The 18,856-nt window shown below is 48.7% G+C and carries 14 protein-coding genes; 5 read left to right on the top strand and 9 right to left on the bottom strand.

Features of this window, described 5'->3' with window-relative positions; genetic code table 11:
* Positions 1-240 precede the first annotated feature (240 nt).
* From fadI to PY479_RS04895, 3 genes are all read left to right on the top strand, one after another.
* Positions 241-1,551: an acetyl-CoA C-acyltransferase FadI gene (gene fadI / locus PY479_RS04885; protein WP_275483057.1), complete on the top strand. Its 1,311-nt coding sequence runs from the start codon at positions 241-243 to the stop codon at positions 1,549-1,551.
* A 5-nt stretch (positions 1,552-1,556) separates the two neighbouring features.
* On the top strand, positions 1,557-3,686 hold the full coding sequence (fadJ, locus tag PY479_RS04890; protein ID WP_275483058.1) for a fatty acid oxidation complex subunit alpha FadJ: 2,130 nt from the start codon (positions 1,557-1,559) through the stop codon (positions 3,684-3,686).
* A 126-nt stretch (positions 3,687-3,812) separates the two neighbouring features.
* Positions 3,813-5,819 carry a DNA topoisomerase III gene (locus PY479_RS04895; RefSeq protein ID WP_212593693.1) on the top strand — a complete coding sequence of 669 codons (2,007 nt, stop codon included), beginning with the start codon at positions 3,813-3,815 and terminating at the stop codon, positions 5,817-5,819.
* Here the strand turns inward: PY479_RS04895 and PY479_RS04900 are convergent.
* Positions 5,816-6,013 (bottom strand): DUF4250 domain-containing protein, encoded by a 198-nt coding sequence (locus PY479_RS04900; protein WP_212593692.1) that lies wholly within the window; start codon positions 6,011-6,013, stop codon positions 5,816-5,818. The genes PY479_RS04895 and PY479_RS04900 overlap by 4 nt on opposite strands.
* A gap of 210 nt (positions 6,014-6,223) precedes the next feature.
* Positions 6,224-7,510 (bottom strand): alpha/beta fold hydrolase, encoded by a 1,287-nt coding sequence (locus PY479_RS04905; RefSeq protein WP_275483059.1) that lies wholly within the window; start codon positions 7,508-7,510, stop codon positions 6,224-6,226.
* Positions 7,511-7,729: 219 nt separating this feature from the next.
* On the opposite strand from PY479_RS04905, the gene PY479_RS04910 reads away from it, so the two are divergent.
* Positions 7,730-8,374, top strand: coding sequence for an MBL fold metallo-hydrolase (locus PY479_RS04910; RefSeq protein ID WP_275483060.1), 645 nt, complete (start codon positions 7,730-7,732; stop codon positions 8,372-8,374).
* A gap of 108 nt (positions 8,375-8,482) precedes the next feature.
* On the opposite strand, the gene pstB is transcribed toward PY479_RS04910, so the two are convergent.
* From pstB to PY479_RS04945, 7 genes are all read right to left on the bottom strand, one after another.
* The gene (gene pstB, locus PY479_RS04915; protein WP_212593689.1) at positions 8,483-9,298 is read right to left on the bottom strand and encodes a phosphate ABC transporter ATP-binding protein PstB; all 816 of its coding nucleotides are present in this window, start codon (positions 9,296-9,298) and stop codon (positions 8,483-8,485) included.
* The gene (gene pstA / locus PY479_RS04920; RefSeq protein WP_212593688.1) at positions 9,295-10,125 is read right to left on the bottom strand and encodes a phosphate ABC transporter permease PstA; all 831 of its coding nucleotides are present in this window, start codon (positions 10,123-10,125) and stop codon (positions 9,295-9,297) included. The genes pstB and pstA overlap by 4 nt, the downstream gene beginning before the upstream one ends.
* Complete coding sequence (gene pstC, locus PY479_RS04925) at positions 10,122-11,057, bottom strand: phosphate ABC transporter permease subunit PstC (protein ID WP_212593687.1); 936 nt, start codon at positions 11,055-11,057, stop codon at positions 10,122-10,124. Before pstC ends, pstA begins: the two co-directional genes overlap by 4 nt.
* A gap of 66 nt (positions 11,058-11,123) precedes the next feature.
* A complete protein-coding gene (gene pstS / locus PY479_RS04930; RefSeq protein ID WP_212593686.1) occupies positions 11,124-12,170 on the bottom strand; it encodes a phosphate ABC transporter substrate-binding protein PstS in 1,047 nt (348 codons plus the stop codon).
* Between the two features lie 172 nt (positions 12,171-12,342).
* Positions 12,343-12,840 (bottom strand): acetolactate synthase small subunit, encoded by a 498-nt coding sequence (gene ilvN / locus PY479_RS04935; protein WP_212593685.1) that lies wholly within the window; start codon positions 12,838-12,840, stop codon positions 12,343-12,345.
* A complete protein-coding gene (locus tag PY479_RS04940) occupies positions 12,840-14,564 on the bottom strand; it encodes an acetolactate synthase 3 large subunit (RefSeq protein ID WP_212593684.1) in 1,725 nt (574 codons plus the stop codon). Before PY479_RS04940 ends, ilvN begins: the two co-directional genes overlap by 1 nt.
* 298 nt (positions 14,565-14,862) lie before the next feature.
* On the bottom strand, positions 14,863-16,086 hold the full coding sequence (locus PY479_RS04945) for a multidrug effflux MFS transporter (protein WP_275483061.1): 1,224 nt from the start codon (positions 16,084-16,086) through the stop codon (positions 14,863-14,865).
* A gap of 253 nt (positions 16,087-16,339) precedes the next feature.
* Between PY479_RS04945 and PY479_RS04950 the strand changes: the two genes are divergently transcribed.
* Positions 16,340-18,133, top strand: a complete 1,794-nt coding sequence (locus PY479_RS04950) for a SulP family inorganic anion transporter (protein WP_275483062.1) — start codon at positions 16,340-16,342, stop codon at positions 18,131-18,133.
* Positions 18,134-18,856 lie beyond the last annotated feature (723 nt).

The following is an 18,856-nucleotide window of genomic DNA, read 5'->3' on the forward strand; positions in this document are numbered from 1 at the left end:
TACTTGCAGTCATGTCTATAGCTTAGGCGATCTACGGTTGTAGACCACCCAATATCGCTAAATATCCCCGAAGTAGAATAGCTGCTGATAATTTATCCGTGTGATAATCTAAACAAGTGTTTAAAACTTGGCTGGAAGAAGTTAGAATCGGATCACATTTTAATGGTCAGACCTGTTGAACGCTGTCTGATCTGAAAATTCAGTTTCCGGTGATGGATCAAACGAGAACGAGGATAACAAATGAGTGACAGACAGCAGGTAACCAATGCCCGAGGCGAACGCATTGCTATTGTGGCGGGTTTGCGGACACCATTTGCCCGTCAGGCCACCGCTTTTCATGGGTTGCCCGCAGTAGATCTTGGCAAAATGGTTGTTGCAGAGTTACTACAACGCACAGAGTTAGACCCAGTGTTAGTGCAGCAATTGGTCTATGGTCAAGTGGTGCAGATGCCTGCCGCCCCTAATATTGCCCGTGAAATCGTGCTCGGTACCGGCATGCAGGTAACCACTGATGCTTATAGTGTGACCCGTGCCTGTGCCACCAGTTTTCAGAGTACGGTCAACGTTGCTGAAGCTATCATGACCGGTAACATCGACATCGGCATTGCGGGGGGCGCAGATTCTTCCTCATTACTGCCGATTGGTGTCTCCAAAAAATTGGCAATTGCATTAGTCGATTTAGGAAAGGCGCGCAGCCTCAAACAAAAATGGCAGGTGCTCAGTCGTATTCGCCCCAAAGATTTGTTGCCGGTACCGCCAGCTGTCGCGGAATATTCCACTGGCTTGTCTATGGGGCAAACCGCAGAGCAAATGGCCAAAAGCTACCATATCAGTCGTGCCGATCAGGATGCGCTGGCTCATCGCTCCCATACTTTGGCAAGTAAAAGCTGGGGTGAGGGAAAACTGAGAGATGAAGTGATGGTGGCACATGTCCCGCCGTACAGTAGCTTTATCGAACGTGATAACAATATTCGTGATAACTCGACACTGGCGTCATACGCCAAGCTCAAACCGGTGTTCGATCGTAAACATGGTACGGTGACCGCCGCAACCAGCACCCCACTGACAGATGGCGCATCTGCGGTGTTAATGATGAGTGAAGGTAAAGCGAAAGCCATGGGCTATCAGCCTATCGGTTATATTAAAAGTTACGCGTTTAGTGCCACTGATGTATGGCAAGACATGTTGATGGGACCGTCTTATGCCACGCCATTAGCGTTAGCTCGTGCGGGTATGCAGCTGGAAGATCTGGATTTGATTGAAATGCACGAAGCGTTTGCGGCACAGACTCTGGCCAATATTCAGATGTTTGCCTCGAAGAGGTTTGCCGAAGAAAAATTAGGGCAGAGCCGTGCTATCGGTGAAATCGATATGGACAAATTTAATGTACTCGGTGGCTCATTGGCCTATGGTCATCCTTTTGCCGCAACCGGTACGCGCCTGATCACTCAGGTTTGCAATGAACTTAAACGTCGCGGTGGTGGTACAGCGTTAACGACTGCCTGTGCCGCAGGCGGCTTGGGTGCTGCCATGATCCTGGAAGTGGAGTAAATGCCATGGAATCGACTGTAAAAACTTTCACCTTAACTCGTCGGGATGATGGTATCGCTCTGTTAACCATGGATGTGCCTGGCGAAACCATGAACACCCTGAAAGCGGAATTTGTGCCCGAGATGACCGATCTATTGGCACAGGTGCGTGGCGACAGCAGTATTAAAGGGCTGGTGATTATTTCTGGAAAAAAGGATTCATTTGTGGCGGGTGCCGATATCGCTATGTTGGATGCCTGCGATACCAGCCAGAAAGCCAGCGACTTGTCGATCGCCGGCCACAAGGTTTTCGGTGAATTGGAAAAACTGGAGATCCCTGTCGTCGCCGCGATACATGGTGCATGCCTAGGCGGCGGTCTGGAGTTGGCGCTGGCTTGTGATAAACGCGTCTGTACTGACGATAGTAAAACCGTGCTCGGTCTGCCCGAAGTTCAACTGGGATTATTACCGGGTAGTGGCGGCACTCAACGGTTGCCAAGGTTGATTGGTATTGCCAAGGCACTGGATATGATGTTGACCGGTAAACAACTGCGGCCAAAACAAGCATTGAAGCTGGGCTTGGTTGATGACATGGTGCCGCAAACCATTTTATTGGACGCCGCCATTGAACTGCTCAAAAGCGGTAAAAAACGTCGCAAACGTCAACCTGGTATCATGGAGTTGTTGCTGGAACATTCACACTTCGGTCGCAATATCATCTTTGATCAAGCATTGAAGCAGGTTGAACGTAAAACACAGGGCAACTATCCGGCACCCGCAAAAATCATTGATTGTGTGCGCATTGGGGCTGATGAGGGCATGGCCGCAGGATTGGCGACAGAGTCACGTTATTTCGGTGAACTGGTGATGACTCCGGAATCGGCGGCGTTACGTTCAATCTTTTTCGCCACTACGCAGATGAAAAAGGAAACCGGTGCCGCAGGTGCTCAGCCGCGCCCACTGAAGAAAGCAGTGGTCCTCGGTGGCGGGCTGATGGGCGGCGGCATCGCATCAGTCACTATCAGCAAAGCCAAGCTGCCAGTACGAGTCAAAGACATCAGTGAAAAAGGGCTGTCAAATGCCTTGTCTTATGCCTATAAACTACTGAATAACGGCGTAAAACGGCGCTATATAAGCGCAGCTCAGCGCGATAAGCAGATGGCGCTGATGAGTACCACAACTGTCTACAACGGTGTGCACGATGCTGATATTGTGGTGGAAGCGGTGTTTGAAGATCTGACACTTAAGCATCAGATGGTGCAGGATATAGAACGTGAATGTCGTGAAAATACCGTATTTGCATCTAATACCTCATCCTTGCCGATTGCACAGATCGCCGCGGTTGCCAGCCGTCCGGAAAATGTGATCGGTTTGCATTACTTTTCGCCCGTCGAAAAGATGCCGTTGGTAGAGGTGATTGCTCATGACAAGACCGCGCCAGAAACCATTGCAACCACAGTAGCGTTTGCGCGCAAACAGGGTAAAACCCCCATTGTGGTAAAAGACGGTGCCGGTTTCTATGTCAACCGCATTCTGGCGTTGTACATGAATGAGGCGGCGCAGTTGCTACTGGGAGGGCTGAGCGTTGAGACTCTCGACAGTGCCCTGGTCAAATTCGGTTTCCCGGTAGGCCCAATGACCTTACTGGATGAAGTCGGGATTGATGTTGGTGCTAAAATCGGCCCGATCCTTGAAAAAGAATTAGGTGAGCGGTTCCGGGCGCCTGCCGCCTTTGCCAAACTGTTGGCCGATGATCGCAAGGGCCGTAAAAACAGCAAAGGTTTCTACGTGTATGGCAAACGAAAATCCAAGAAGAAGCAAGTAGATGCCTCGGTTTATAAAGTCTTGGGGATTACCCCTGGAGTAGCATCGGAGAACAGCCGCCTGGCCGAGCGCTGTGTGGTACAGATGCTCAATGAGGCGGTGCGTTGTCTTGAAGAAGGAATTATCAGCAGTGCCAGAGATGGTGATATTGGTGCTATCTTTGGCATCGGTTTCCCACCGTTTCTTGGCGGACCATTTCATTACATCGATACCATGGGCGCGGCTAAACTGGTGGAAATCCTGCAAGAGTACCAGTACCGATTCGGTGAACGGTTTGCGCCTTGTGAACGGTTAAAAACGATGGCGGCTGAAGGTCAGAAGTTCTTCAATTAGATCAGAATATACCAATCATTGACGCCCGCATTCGCGGGCGCTTTTTGTGAGGCTCACAAAACCGTTTTGCAGTCGTACGAAAAGTAGGTTAAATTTACTGTAATTATATACAGTAAATACACGATAATGATCCTCTATATTGCGGAAAAACCCAGTTTGGGACGTGCAATTGCCGACGCATTACCCAAACCGCAACGTAAACATGATGGCTATATTGAAGCCGCCAACGGGGATTGTGTTTCCTGGTGTATTGGTCATCTGCTGGAGCAGGCAACGCCAGAAGCCTACGATCCGCAATATAAATCCTGGAAATTGGAACATCTGCCGATAGTGCCGGAGCAATGGCAATTATTGCCGAAAAAAGGCAGTCGCACGCAATTAAGTATCCTCAAAAAATTGATAAAGCAGGCGGATACGTTGGTGCATGCTGGCGACCCGGATCGGGAAGGACAGTTGCTGGTGGATGAAGTGCTGTCATACCTGGGCACCAGTCATGAAAAGCAGCAGCTGGCTAAGCGGTTGTTGATTAATGATCTCAACCCGCAGGCGGTCAATCGGGCGCTGCAGCAGATGCGCGCTAACCACGAGTTTGTCCCAATATCAACATCGGCGCTGGCTCGTAGTCGTGCAGATTGGTTGTATGGCATGAATCTGTCTCGCGCTTATACGCTTCAAGGTCGCAAGGTAGGCTATCAAGGGGTGTTATCGGTCGGGCGGGTACAGACACCACTATTGGGACTAGTTGTGCGTCGCGATGAAGAGATTGCTGCGTTTGAGCCAAAGCCGTTTTATGGTGTATTGGCGCATCTGCAATGTGATGATGGCGCTGGGTTTTGCGCACATTGGCAGCCAAGTGAGGCCTGCCAGCCGTGGATGGATGGCGATGGACGAGTCTTAGCTAAGGGGTTAGCGGAGAATGTTATCCGCCGTATTCATGGTCAGCCAGCCACGGTTATTGCGGTGGATGAAAAGCCCAAACGGCAGGCTCCGCCGTTGCCTTACAGTTTGTCGGCACTGCAGATAGATTGCAATAAGCGCTTTGGGATGAGTGCTAAAGAGGTGCTGGATACGGCGCAGTCGTTGTATGAGCGACATAAGCTGTTGACCTATCCCAGATCTGATAGTCGCCACCTGCCGAGCGCACAATTTTACGATGCTGCCAATGTGTTAACCGCAATTCACCATGGTGCAGCGGAGTTACTCCATGGGTGCGATGCTCCGGACGCCCAATTAAAGTCCAAAGCTTGGGATGACAGTAAAGTTGATGCGCACCACGCCATTATTCCGACTGCAAAAGTGGCCAAACTTGAAAGCTTGTCAGTGCGTGAACGTCAAGTTTATCTACAAGTGGCGCGGCAGTATCTGGCGCAGTTTTATCCTCATTATCGTTATCTGGAAACCGAAGTAAAACTGGACATTGCGGGTGGGAGCTTTGTTGCCAAAAGTAAACAGGAACAACAGTTAGGCTGGAGGCAGCTGTTTCGTCGAGAAGTAAACGCCGATGAAGACAGTGACAGTGAAGCGGGTCTGTTACCACCGTTAAAAGCAGGGCAACACTTACATTGCTTGGAAGGGCAATTGCTGGAGAAAATGACTCAGCCACCAAAGCATTTCACTGATGCGACATTGTTGGCGGCAATGACGGGAATTAGCCGATTTGTCACTGATCCGCAGATCCGTAAAGTGTTGAAGGATACTGATGGTTTAGGCACCGAAGCTACTCGTGCTGGGATTATTGAACTGCTATTCAAACGTGGTTTTTTACAGCGACAGGGCAAAAATATCCTGGCAACAGCTGCGGGCAACGGGCTGATCCATAGTTTGCCAGAAGTGGCGACTACGCCAGATATGACGGCTAAGTGGGAAAGTAGTTTGGAAGCGATGAGTCGGCGCGAAATGCGATATCAGGATTTTATGCTGCCACTGACTGAACAGCTAGCGGGATTGGTCGCGGCCGCACAGGCGTCATTACCAAGCGCACTTAGTGGGATCAAAGTTGCCCATCAACGTGCGAAAACCAACACTGGCAGGCGTTATCCAGGCAAGAAGCCGACCGCTGGGCGGCGTACACGAGGACGGAAATCATCGGCATCTGTCTCTTCAAATCAGCAGCGCCGCACCCAAGAGATTTAATTATCGCGCATTTTTCGATATTGGTTGGCCACGACATCATATTCATAGCCTAGCTGGTTAAGTTTTTGCTCCAACTGTTGTGGCGAAATATCGATATCGTAGAGTAATTCCTGCTGGTTCTTACAATACAAACGCAATTTTTCATTGATGATGCCGAGGAGAATTTCGGCAGGTAATTGTTGTAGTTCTGGCATATTCAGCGGCCTCCGTTAGCATCTTTTAAGCATAGTCATTACCACAACAGTAATCGGGTGATAATTGAGCTTTTACCTTATTTAGGACAAGTCACGCCCAACAAAAAGGCCTGCCTTATGAGCAGACCTTAAACACATTTCTCAAATCGGCGGCAAGCTGGCTACGCTATTGTCTTCGGTAGCCCGGTTGCTCATTAAACAACGTTAAAATTAACGTAATTGATGGCCACGATTGAGTGCGATTAAGCGGTCAAGGATATGTTCACCGTCCATACGGATACCGTTATGTTCATATTCAGAGGTCAGCCAGTATTTTAGATGCGCAACGCTCGCTGCGGTTTCCAGACTGAACTCCCGTTCCACATACATATCTTCGCTATAAATGGCTGCGGTGACCGGTACGGTATTGCTCGCCAGCGCTCGGGCATCATATAGCATTGGCCAGTCTTGTTTGGATGCCAATAGTTCGGCACAAGGCTGCAAGGGTTGTAAATTGCTGATCTGCTGCATCATCCACGGATATACCATCTCACCAGTAAGCAACAAATCGCTGGCATCTGGTGAAAATTCAGGATATTCCGCACGGATGCGATGCGCTGCCCAATTGGAAGAAGACTGCTGGCAATAAATGGCCTCATGCAGTAGGACATATAACGGGTTGGTGTGATAGCTCAGTAGCTGGGTAAAGTGGTCGGCAAATAGTGGATTAACTATTTTAGCTTCAGGACCATCGATTAATGCTTGTTCTAGCAAATAATAAACGGCTTCTGCACCTTGCATCATCCCCAGATTAATGCCCAGCAATTGCAACATTTCCACTGTGAGTAGATCTCCATTCGGCAGATACTCCTCATGGGTCCGCAGATGATCAGCAAGCGTGTTAAGTAACGGCTGGGCATCAGGGAAACGCCGGAAAAAGTCCCGGTTTTTAGTGAGTACTCGGCTGTAGGTCGCCCGGTATACCTCATCAGCAGTGCGTGATAGCGATGGAATGCCTCCGGTAATATAGGCTTCTTTTAAACCATGAGCAGCGCTGCTCAGGTAACGCAAAATACAAAAGCCGCCGAAGCTCTGACCTAACACGCTCCAAGGCGTATCAGGGCAAAGGTGCTGACGTATAGCTTCAGCATCCCGCACGATATTGTCGGCGCGAAAATGGCTAAGATATTGGGCCTGTTCGCTGGCAGTCATTCCGGCTAACGAGCGAAAGCTGACGGGCGATGACAGTCCGGTGCCACGCTGGTCCAGTAATAACACCCGATATTCCTGCAACGCTCGTTTAATCCAGCCACTATTTGCAAGCGGACGTTGTGCGGCGAATCCTGGACCACCCTGAAAATACAATAAGATTGGCAATGATTCGGCGTTTGTTTGTAATCCGCGCAATTCGCGTGCAAACACACTGATGGTAGGGCCTTGCGGCCGCGAGTAATCCAGTGGCAGCGTGAAAAAGTGTTTGTGGCAATGTATGCCTTCTATCTGTGCGATGTTGTGCATTGATAGTCTCACCTAGGGATGAAATTGTCGGCGATTGTACACTGAATTTAGCTCTCGTGGCCTGCATAGGCCAAATTAGCCGGGCAATCATTGTTGGTAAAAGTTAAACTGGTAATCTACTTATAGCTTTTACGGTTTAGATCAACCTTTGATGGCGGTGACTATTAGATGATAAAGCCGTTTATCAAGGATAGATAAAACCTGAGAGTAACAAGCAAAATGAAATTTCAAATAATTCCCGTAACCCCGTTTCAGCAGAATTGTAGTTTGATTTGGTGTGAGCAGACGCTTAAAGCTGCAGTCGTGGACCCCGGTGGCAATATTGATCGGATATTGGATGCCGTTCATGAACATGGATTAACACTGGAAAAAATCCTGTTAACTCACGGGCATATTGATCATGTCGGTGGTGCAGCAAAACTCGCCGCCGAACAACAGTTACCTATTATCGGCCCCCATATCGCAGATAAAATGTGGCTGGAACAGTTGCCTATTCAAAGTCAGAAATTTGGTTTCCCGCCGAGCATTGCGTTTGAATCCGATAGGTATCTGGATGATGGTGATGAAGTGACCGTCGGTAATACCGTGCTGAAGGTGTATCACTGTCCTGGTCATACACCTGGTCATATGGTGTTCTGGTCCGAAGCGGACAAACTGGCATTTGTTGGCGATGTGTTGTTCCGTGGCTCGATTGGCCGCACGGACTTTCCCGGCTCCAGTTATCAGGCGTTGATTGATTCTATCTGCAATAAATTATGGCCACTGGGGAACGATACCAGTTTTGTGCCAGGGCATGGCCCGATGTCCACCTTTGGTGAAGAGCGGCAGAGTAACCCGTTTGTGGCAGATCAATTATTAAAATAAGCCCTTAGTTGCACAAAAACGCCAGCATCTTTGCTGGCGTTTTTGTCTATAAAGCAAACTACAGATAGTGAAATGGTAAAGCCCGCAGCGTTTTGCTCAACATCGCAATTAACCGAAAGTACCACTTACATAATTGCGGGTGCGGTCGTTTACCGGTTGCTGGAATACCTGTTTAGTTTCACCGAATTCAATCAGCTCACCCAAATACATAAAGGCAGTAAAATCGGAAATACGGGCAGCTTGTTGCATGTTATGGGTCACAATCACGATAGTGTAATTTTTTCGCAGTTCAGTTATCAGCTCTTCAATCCCCTGCGTGGCGATGGGGTCCAAGGCAGAAGTCGGCTCATCCATCAGAATAACATCTGGTTTCAATGCGATAGTACGTGCTATACATAGCCGTTGCTGTTGTCCACCAGACAAGCCTGAAGCATCGCTATGGAGCTTATCTTTTACTTCATTCCATAACTGAGCCTGCTGCAACGCCTCTTTGACGCGATGATCCATATCTTTTTTAGACAATCGTTCGTAGAGCTTAATACCAAAAGCGATGTTGTCATAGATGCTCATTGGAAACGGTGTAGGCTTTTGAAACACCATGCCGATTTTGGCGCGCAGGTCATTTAAGTCGACTTTGCGGTCCAACACTGACGTTTCGCCCAGCGTGATGCTGCCTTCTGCGTACTGATGTGGATACAACTCATAAATACGGTTAAGACAACGGAGCAGGGTAGATTTACCACAACCCGATGGACCGATCATTGCGGTAACCCGGTTCTGATAGATTGGCAAATTGACGTCAAACAATACTTGTTTGTCTTTGCCATAGAAGAAATTCAGATCCTTAATTTCCATCCGACGTACCAGTGGTTTTACTTGTTGGGGTTGTTTGTAATCTTTTAATTGCGCGACCAGACTCATCATGACCTCCGCTTTTTCAACTGGGGCAGTACCCTAGAAATAATGTTCAAAAACAAAATGGCCATTGTGATCAGCAGCGCGCCAGACCAGGCCAGTTGGTTCCAGGAGTCATAAGGACTCATTGCAAATTGGTAAATAGTGACCGGCAAGTTTGCCATTGGCTCATTGGGATTGACGGTCATAAAACTTGAATTGAGCGCGGTGAACAGTAACGGGGCTGTTTCACCGCTGATGCGAGCGACTGACAACAGAATGCCAGTGATTATGCCGGTGCCGACAGCGCGATAGCTCAATTTAACGGTAACTTTCCAGCGTGGTGTGCCGAGGCCAGCCCCTGCTTCACGCAAGGTGACAGGCACCAGCTTTAACATCTCTTCCGTGGTACTGATGATGACTGGCAGCGCAATGATGGCCAACGAAATAGCGCCCGCCCAACCGGAGAAGTGACCCATGAATACCACTACCATCTCGTAAACAAACAGGCCGATAAGGATAGAGGGGGCACTCATCAACATGCCGTTAAGGAAGCGAATAGTGTCAGCGGTTTTAGAGTTCTGGCCATACTCCGCTAACCAGGTGCCGGCCAGAATGCCAATTGGTGCGGCAATCACAATACCCAGTAAGGTCATGATGATGCTACCGACAATCGCATTGGCCAAACCACCTTCACCACCTGGTCCGGGAGTGATCTCGGTAAACAAACTCCAGCTCATACCTGCCATGCCTTTCTGGAACAGGGTAAACAGGATAAGTACCAAAATGCCCAGACCAATCAGCGTGGCCAGTAAACACAGGGCTTTGAATAGTTGATTTTTAAATTTGCGGATCATTTAGCTTTCCTCCGCAACAAAATGCGGGCAGAACCCATCACCAGGAAAGTGATCATGAACAGTACCAGTCCCAACCCAATCAAGGCGGAAATATGCATATCGCCTGTGGCTTCATTGAACTGTTCTGCAATGGTGGCGGAGATGGACGTTGCCGGCATAAATAGACTGGAATCGATACTTTGGGCACCACCGATCACAAAGGTGATTGCCATGGTTTCGCCTAGGGCTCGGCCAAGCGCCAGGATCAATGCCCCAAAAATCGGACCTTTGATAGCAGGCAGTAACACTTTTACAATCACTTCAAACTGGGTTGCGCCAATGCCGTATGTTGCTTCACGTAAGACCTTGGGGACGGTAGATAAGGCTTCTTTAATCAATGAAGTCAGGATCGGCAGGATCATGAATGCGAGAATGATCCCTGATGTCAGCAAACCAACCCCCATTGGCGGACCGCTGAACAATGCACCAATAACCGGTAACTCGGACAGGTGCTCTCCTGCCCACACTTGAAAACCGTCGGAGAACCAGGGTGCAAATACGAACAGGCCCCACATACCATAGATAATGCTGGGTACGGCTGCCAGCAGTTCAATCGCGATGGATAAGGGGCGGGATAACCAAGCCGGGCAGAGCTCAGACAGGAAAATCGCCACACCTACACCTACTGGCAGCGCGAGGGCGACGGCGATGATAGACGATACCAAAGTGCCATATAAAGCATTGGCGGCACCAAACTCTTTAGTCACCGGATTCCATTCACTACTGGTAAAAAATCCCAGCCCGAACTTATCCAGTGCAGGCCAGGCACCAATACATAACGACAGTAGCAGGGCAAACATCAACACGGAAATCAATCCCGCGCTGGCGAGACACGCACGACGGAAAATATCGTCTCCCTGCCAGGGAAGTGTTCTCAATGATATTGCAGTCATAAAGTCACAACTTTTTCAGAAATAGCTAAGCCCTCGCGAGAAGCGAGGGCCATATTGAGGCAATTTTTAGTAAACAGCTTTGCCACCAGCTGTTTTGATATCGCTGTGCCACATGGTTTCAACCATCTTCACAACGTTATCTGGCATTGGCACGTATTCCAGCTGCGAAGCCAGTTCGTCACCGTTGGCGTAGCTCCACTCGAAGAACTTCAGCACTTCTTTTGCTGTGGCTTCGTTGGCCTGAGACTTATGCATCAGGATGAAGGTTGCGGCTGTCATTGGCCATGAAGCAGCACCTGGCTGGTCGTTCAGGATCAGTTTGAAGCCAGGAGCATTTGCCCAGTCTGCGTTTGCCGCAGCAGCCATGAACGCTTCCATGGTTGGCTGAACAAACTTGCCAGCTTGGTTCTGCATTTGGGTGTAGGCCAGGTTGTTGGTCTTGGCATAAGCGTACTCAACGTAACCGATAGAGCCTTTAGTACGTTTTACGAAGTTAGCGACACCGGCGTTGCCTTTACCGCCCAGCTGATGAGCTTCCTGTGGCCAAGCAACTTCTTTATCAACACCTACTTTGGATTTCCAGTCACTGCTTACGCGAGCCAGATAATCGGTGAAGTTGTAAGTAGTACCAGAACCGTCTGAACGGTGTACGGTGTAGATAGGAGTGTGTGGCAGTTTTACGCCGCTGTTCAGATCGGCAATGGCTTTGTCATCCCAGCTTTTTACTTTACCCAGGTAGATATCCGCCAGCAGTGCGCCAGACAGTTTCAGTTCACCCGCCTTAACACCCGGCAGGTTAACTACCGCAACGATGGAGCCCATGACCGCAGGGAATTGAACCAGACCTTCTTTGTCCAGTTTTGCTTTGTCGAGCGGCGCGTCAGAGGCACCGAAATCTACAGTCTTGGCAATAATTTGTTTGATACCACCACCAGAGCCAATGGCTTGGTAGTTCAACTTAACACCGGTTTCCTTGTTGTATTGCTCTGCCCACTTAGCATAGACAGGGTATGGGAAGGTCGCACCGGCACCGTTAATAACAGTATCTGCATATACAGAAGCTGATGCGGCAATGGTACAACCTAACAGGGCGCCTTTAAGCAAGTTGTTCATATAGCAATCCTAAAAAGTGACTTTCCGTCATTTGGTTAATTGACGGTGAGCATTCTTACATTGCTAAATGACAGCTATGTGACAAGCTGAAATATTTTGCAGGTTTGCGTAAAAAAATAGCAAAAGCTCCCATGGGAGCTTTTGCTAAATTGATGATGTTTAAAATAAATATCTAAGCTTTCATGGACTTATCGCCACGAGCGAGGCCGACAATACCTGAACGTGATACTTCTACAACTTTTGTTGTTTCTGCCAGTGACTGGACGAAAGCATCCAGCTTTTCACTGGTCCCTGTCATCTGGATGGTGTACAGCGTTGGGGTCACATCGACAATTTGGCCACGAAAAATATCCGCAGTCCTTTTTACTTCATCGCGGGTTTCGCCGGTTGCCTTGACTTTGATCAGTGCCAATTCGCGTTCCACATAACTGGATTCAGTGATATTGGACACCTTGAGTACGTCAATCAGCTTATGCAGTTGCTTTTCAATCTGTTCCAGAATGAAATCATCTGCAAATACGGTGACAGTTAACCGTGACAGGGTTGCGTCATCAGTGGGCGCTACGGTCAAGGTTTCAATGTTATAACCGCGTTGAGAAAACAGGCCAACCACTCGAGACAAAGCGCCAGGTTGGTTTTCCATCAATACAGAAATAATTCGGCGTTTCATCAGCATTTCTCCGTTTTGCTCAACCACATGTCACTCATCGCGCCACCCCGGATCTGCATGGGGTAAACGTGTTCGGTCTCATCGACACTGATATCAACAAATACCAGTTTGTCGGTCATTGCCAGCGCTTCAGCCAGTTTGCTTTCCAGCTCTGCTGGATTGCTGATGGTCATACCCACATGACCATACGCTTCGGCAATCTTGGCGAAGTTAGGCACCGAGTCCATGTAAGACTGAGAATGGCGGCCAGCATATATAATATCCTGCCACTGTTTAACCATGCCCAGAAAACGGTTGTTAAGGTTGATGATTTTTACCGGAACGCCATATTGCAGGGCGGTGGACAGTTCTTGGATATTCATCTGAATTGAGCCGTCACCGGTCACACACACCACGGTTTCATCCGGCAGCGCCATCTTCACGCCCATCGCTGCTGGCAGACCAAAGCCCATGGTGCCGAGACCCCCGGAGTTGATCCAACGGCGAGGTTTATCAAACGGATAATAGAGCGCCGCAAACATCTGATGCTGACCTACATCAGAGGCCACATAGGCGTCGCCCTGGGTCAATTTATACAGCATTTCTACCACTTGTTGTGGCTTGATGCGTTCACTGGATTTCTGATAATTCAGACAATGGCGTTCGCGCCAGCCGTTGATCTGTTGCCACCAGTTCTCCAGCGCGGCAGTATCCTGTTGTGGAAACAGTTCAGGTTCCCGTAACAGCTCCAGCATCTCATCCAGCACATTGTCAGCTGAACCCACAATTGGGATATCCGCATGCACGGTTTTAGAAATGGATGAGGGATCGATATCGATATGCATCACAGTGGCATTAGGGCAGTACTTGGCCACATTGTTGGTTGTGCGGTCGTCAAACCGGACACCGATACCAAAGATCAGATCGCAATTGTGCATCGCCATATTGGCTTCATATACACCGTGCATCCCCAACATCCCCAGATTCTGCGGATGACTGCCGGGGAAGGCGCCTAAACCCATGAGGGTGTTTACCACAGGCAAGTTAAGCTTTTCAGCCAGCTGGCGGATTTGCGCTGAGCATTCAGAAATTATGGCGCCTCCACCAACGTACAGTACTGGCTGTTTGGCTTCCAATAATGCCTGTAATCCTCGACGGATCTGACCCTTGTGACCCGAGATAGTCGGGTTATACGAACGTAACTTAACGCTCTTAGGATACTGGTATTCATATTTAATTGCCGGATTCAGGCAATCTTTTGGCAGGTCTACCACTACTGGGCCTGGGCGGCCACTGGACGCAATGTAAAACGCCTTTTTAATGATATTGGGAATTTCTTGTGGATCGGTCACCAGAAAGCTGTGTTTTACCACAGGTCTGGAAATACCAATCATGTCGCATTCCTGAAAGGCATCATTACCAATCAGATTGCTTGGCACCTGACCTGACAACACCACTAATGGCACGGAATCCATATATGCGGTGGCAATACCGGTAATCGCATTAGTTGCACCAGGACCAGATGTCACCAGTACTACGCCCACTTTGCCGGTGGCACGTGCGTAGCCGTCAGCCATATGCACAGCGGCCTGTTCATGGCGAACCAGAATATGCTCAATATCGGATTTTTCGTGTAGTGCGTCGTAAATGTCTAGAACGGAGCCACCTGGGTAGCCAAAGATATGTTTAACGCCTTCATCGATCAGTGAACGCACGATCATGCTGGCGCCGGAAAGCATCTCCATTGTAATTTCCTCAAGATAAGAAGATACCGTTACGGTAAACAGTAACTTTTACAGCGACGGTAATCGCTCTAACAATTAGCAGGAAGGGTAATTCCTGCCACCCTGAACCCGGCCATTGCGGCTTGCCACCCTGTAAGATGGGGGTTCTTGTCCTGAAGGACAGGATTCATCATATTGAAAAAAGACGATTATGCAAGCCTGTCAGCATCACATTTTCACAACTTTATGTTATTTCCCTGTTGCTGACAGTGCCTAGCCGCGATATTGCCAGGTCGCAATTATCTATATGAGGGAGGGCTTAAGGTGCTGTTGGCGATTTTAGTGTGCCGGGTCCTGTAAATAATTGGCACACGCCAATTAGCACAATGGCTGCTAACATAATTGCGGCGAAAGGCACGGCAGTTCCGGTATAGAAAAACGCCAATATTGGGCCGGCCATCGCGCCTATGCCAAAGCGTAGTGTTCCGATAACAGCCGTAGCCGTGCCGGTTTCCTGTTTAAACTTCATCAGCACAATCGCATCAGAGTTCACCGACATGATGCCCATTGAGCCCATCAGTGGTGCCAGGGTAATGACCGTCCAGTAATATTCCAGCCCCAGCAGATTAACGGTCACCAATGCTAGTGCCGATACTGTGCCAGTCATGGTCGCAACCGCCAGCATTCTTCTGGGGCCAAAACGCACAACTAAGCGAGAGTTAAGAATGTTGGCAATGGCCAGCGCTCCAACGTTACAGCTGAACAGAATGGCAAACAGCGATTTGCTCAGATGGAATACTTCCATATAAACGAACGGGGAGGCGGTGAGATAGCAGAAAAACGCTAACGCGCACAATAAACCACTGGCGAGATAGGGTTTGACACCCGGCCGTGACAACACGATACGGTAGTTGCCTAAAAATGATTGCGTGCTATGCGGAGCACCTTTGGCATCCGAGGCCATTTTCAGTTTCAGGCTGACCAGCAGCAATAGTGCGCCCGCATAAATGGCCAGGATGATAAAGATCAGGGGCCAATGACCAAAACCAAGGATCAGGCTACCAATACTCGGTGCCAACAACGGTGCCAGCATCATAATCAGGCTGACGTATGACATGCCTTTGGCAGTATTTTCGCCGTAAATTTCCTTGATGTAACCTGGGATAACAACCGTGGCTGCGGCGCCGATAAAGGCTTGTACAAATCGCAATATCATAAACAGCTGTAATGAGGGCGAAAGGGCGAGCCCAATACTGCACAACATAAAACCTGACAGTCCGGTAATCACCAGCGGACGACGACCGATACGATCCGCTAATGGCCCAAATGTCAGCATGCCGATAGAATAACCTGCCAGATACACACTCAGCGACTGCTGTACGGTGGTGACGTCGGAATGAAAACTGTCGGCAATAATCGCCATTGCGGGCAGATACATATCAATCGTCAGCGGCGTAATTGCCATAATTGCCGCCAGCATGGGCAGTAAGAGGTAAAGCGGCAACCCCAATTCTGTTGGTGAAGGTGAAACGGCGTTATTCAAAAATACCTCGAGATAAATCTTTGCCAGAGACCAGCGTTGCGGGACAGCAATGGTAAAGCCTCATTGGCTATCTGCCAACCGCAAAGAGTGTTACAAACTGCGAATGATGCGTTTAAAGAACCGCTGATGACCATCTTTCGTAATGAAGTGCTTTTATTTTTATCAAATGAAATGGTTAGCTCTCGCAACATGACGATTTCCATGTCATAACTTATAAAAATAACTCTTTTCTTTATGGGCTGACGGGAGCGACATGGATAGTAAAGTCACCTTTTCCGCCATCACTCAAGATTCCCGGTTCTCCCAATGGTTTCCCGGACTGGACGGGCTACTGCAGTATCAACGTGAGTGGCTGAAGGATGATTTACGGGCAGCGTTGTCTGTCACCGCGGTGGCGTTACCTGTCGCAATCGCTTATGCACAGTTAACCGGCGTTACCGCGGTTGCCGGATTATATGCCTGCATCTTACCTATGTTGATGTATGCGATCTTTGGTACGTCAAAACAGCTCATCGTTGGCCCCGATGCGGCCACCTGTGCCGTCATTGCGGCAGTCGTTACGCCATTAGCTGGCGGCGACCCGGTACGTCAGTGGCAACTAGTGATGACCATGACGCTGATGACGGGGTTCTGGTGTCTCTTGGCCTCGCGTTTTAGCTTCGGCGTCTTGGCAGAGTTTTTGTCTAAGCCCATCCTAATGGGATTACTTAATGGTGTGGCAATCACCATTATTGTCGGCCAGGCCGCCAATATTTGCGGCTTCACTTTTACGGAACGTTATTTGCTCGAGCGTTTGTATCATTCCGTTGAGTACCTGCAATTGACTCATCTGCCCACCCTAGGTGTGGCGCTGATCACTTTGGCCATTTTTCTGATAGCGCGGTGGCTCAGGCCACAGTGGCCTGCAGCTATGGTGGCGATTGTTGGGGCGACTTTATTGTCATGGTTCGCCAATGTGGCGCATTATGGCGTCGATATTGTGGGTGAAACTAAAGGCGGATTTCCGGAATTTCAGAGCCCGGTGTTTGATTTAGGTATTGTGCGTGAAATGGTGATGCCCGCGCTGAACTTGGCAATGGTAAGTTTTATCAGCATGATGCTCACCGCCCGAAGTTTTGCTGCCAAAAATGGTTACGACATTGATGCTGATAAAGAGTTTCGAGCTTTAGGCATTGCCAATATCGCTGCGGCTATCTCACAGGGGTTTGCGATCAGTGGTGCTGACTCTCGTACAGCGGTTAATGATGCCAACGGTGGTAAAAGCCAGTTAGTTTCGGTTTTCAGTGCAGTATTAATCCTCATCGTTGTGTTGTTTTTCACTTCCCCGTTGCAATTTATTCCTGCCCCAGCCCTGGGGGTTGTGTTAGTGATTGCCTCCATTTCCCTTATCGATTTTCGTGCAGTCTGGAGTTTGCATAAACGTGATAATGGCGCATTTATGCTGGCAACCATTACTTTGTTGGCGGTGTTATTCATTGGCATTATCCCGGGGATTACCCTGGCGGTGTTACTGGGGTTGTTTCAATTTATCCGTTTGGTGATGCGGCCGACCGATCAACTATTGGGGATCAGCCAGAAAGGGATTTTGCGGAGTCTGGATAAAACCGATAAAGCTAAGCCGATCCCTGGCATATTGATCTATCGCTTTAATTCGCCATTAACCTATTTCAATGCCGTCTATTTTAAGCGGCAATTACTGCACCGAATAACCGAGCAGCAAGTGCCGGTAGAGTGTGTGGTTGTTGATGCGGTTAGCTGTTTTAGCCACATGGATATCAGTGTGATGTCTATGATTGACGAATTACATAAGCAGTTACATAAACAAGGTGTTCATCTGATCCTAGCCGGACGCAAACGGGAGTTACTGAAATGGTGTGAAATGGCGGGGATAAAGACTGGTGGTGAAGGAAAGTTGACTATTCGTTCAGACTTAACAATGGCAGTGAGGATGCACCAAAATTATAAACAAGCGCTGCAGCAGGGGATCGCCCCACAACTACGTAAGGCCGAAGACCCGGATGAGGTGTTGGTTCACGCCATCCTGTAGTCAATCCTCGCAAAATAATTCTGTAGGTAATAGCCCTTCATATGCATAGTAGCCGATTGGCCCTAACAGCAGACCAGCCATCACCCAAAGACACCGTTTAGCATGCGTGAGATTCAGTCGATTAGTAAATGCTCGCCATGCGAATAATAAGTTAAGCGCAAGCAAAATGGCGCATCCAGTGAGTATGGCGATATCCATAGTGTACGTTCCCTTTTATGATCAACTGCCGTTGAGATTTATCCTGAATCCCAGCAACGTCGGAAAAGTGCTACAAGTACACCGACATGCTCCTAGTTGTTTTTGCCATAGATGAGAATGGAATTATTTGATGTAACGCAATTTTGCTATTTTATTGTTTAAGAATGTGATGTTGGTTTCCCTTATTTATCAGAGTGTAAAGTTAGCCTCGCCGCCAGTTAACAACGTAAATGGTTAACGCTATAGCGGCTCAAAATGCGCGGAGGCAATGCAAAACTTTCGTGGTAAAGAAGGTTAAAACCGTAAGCTGGTAAAGCTGGTTACCATTTGCAGGACATGCTGATGTGTTTTTAAATCGATGTATGCAATATCGGAGAACGGCGGCTTATTTTTTTGTTCATCACCTGGTGATGCGTTGGCTGTAACCCCACAGTGAACGCTGTTATCTCTCCTTTAATCATTAAACCTCTGCAGCAAACTGTACCGCGTTCGTGTTGAATAACTCTTACGCAACTACATGTGACA

Origin of the sequence: Shewanella sp. A32, assembly GCF_029167175.1 — a bacterium.
In the GTDB taxonomy this organism is placed as follows: Bacteria; Pseudomonadota; Gammaproteobacteria; order Enterobacterales; family Shewanellaceae; genus Shewanella; species Shewanella yunxiaonensis.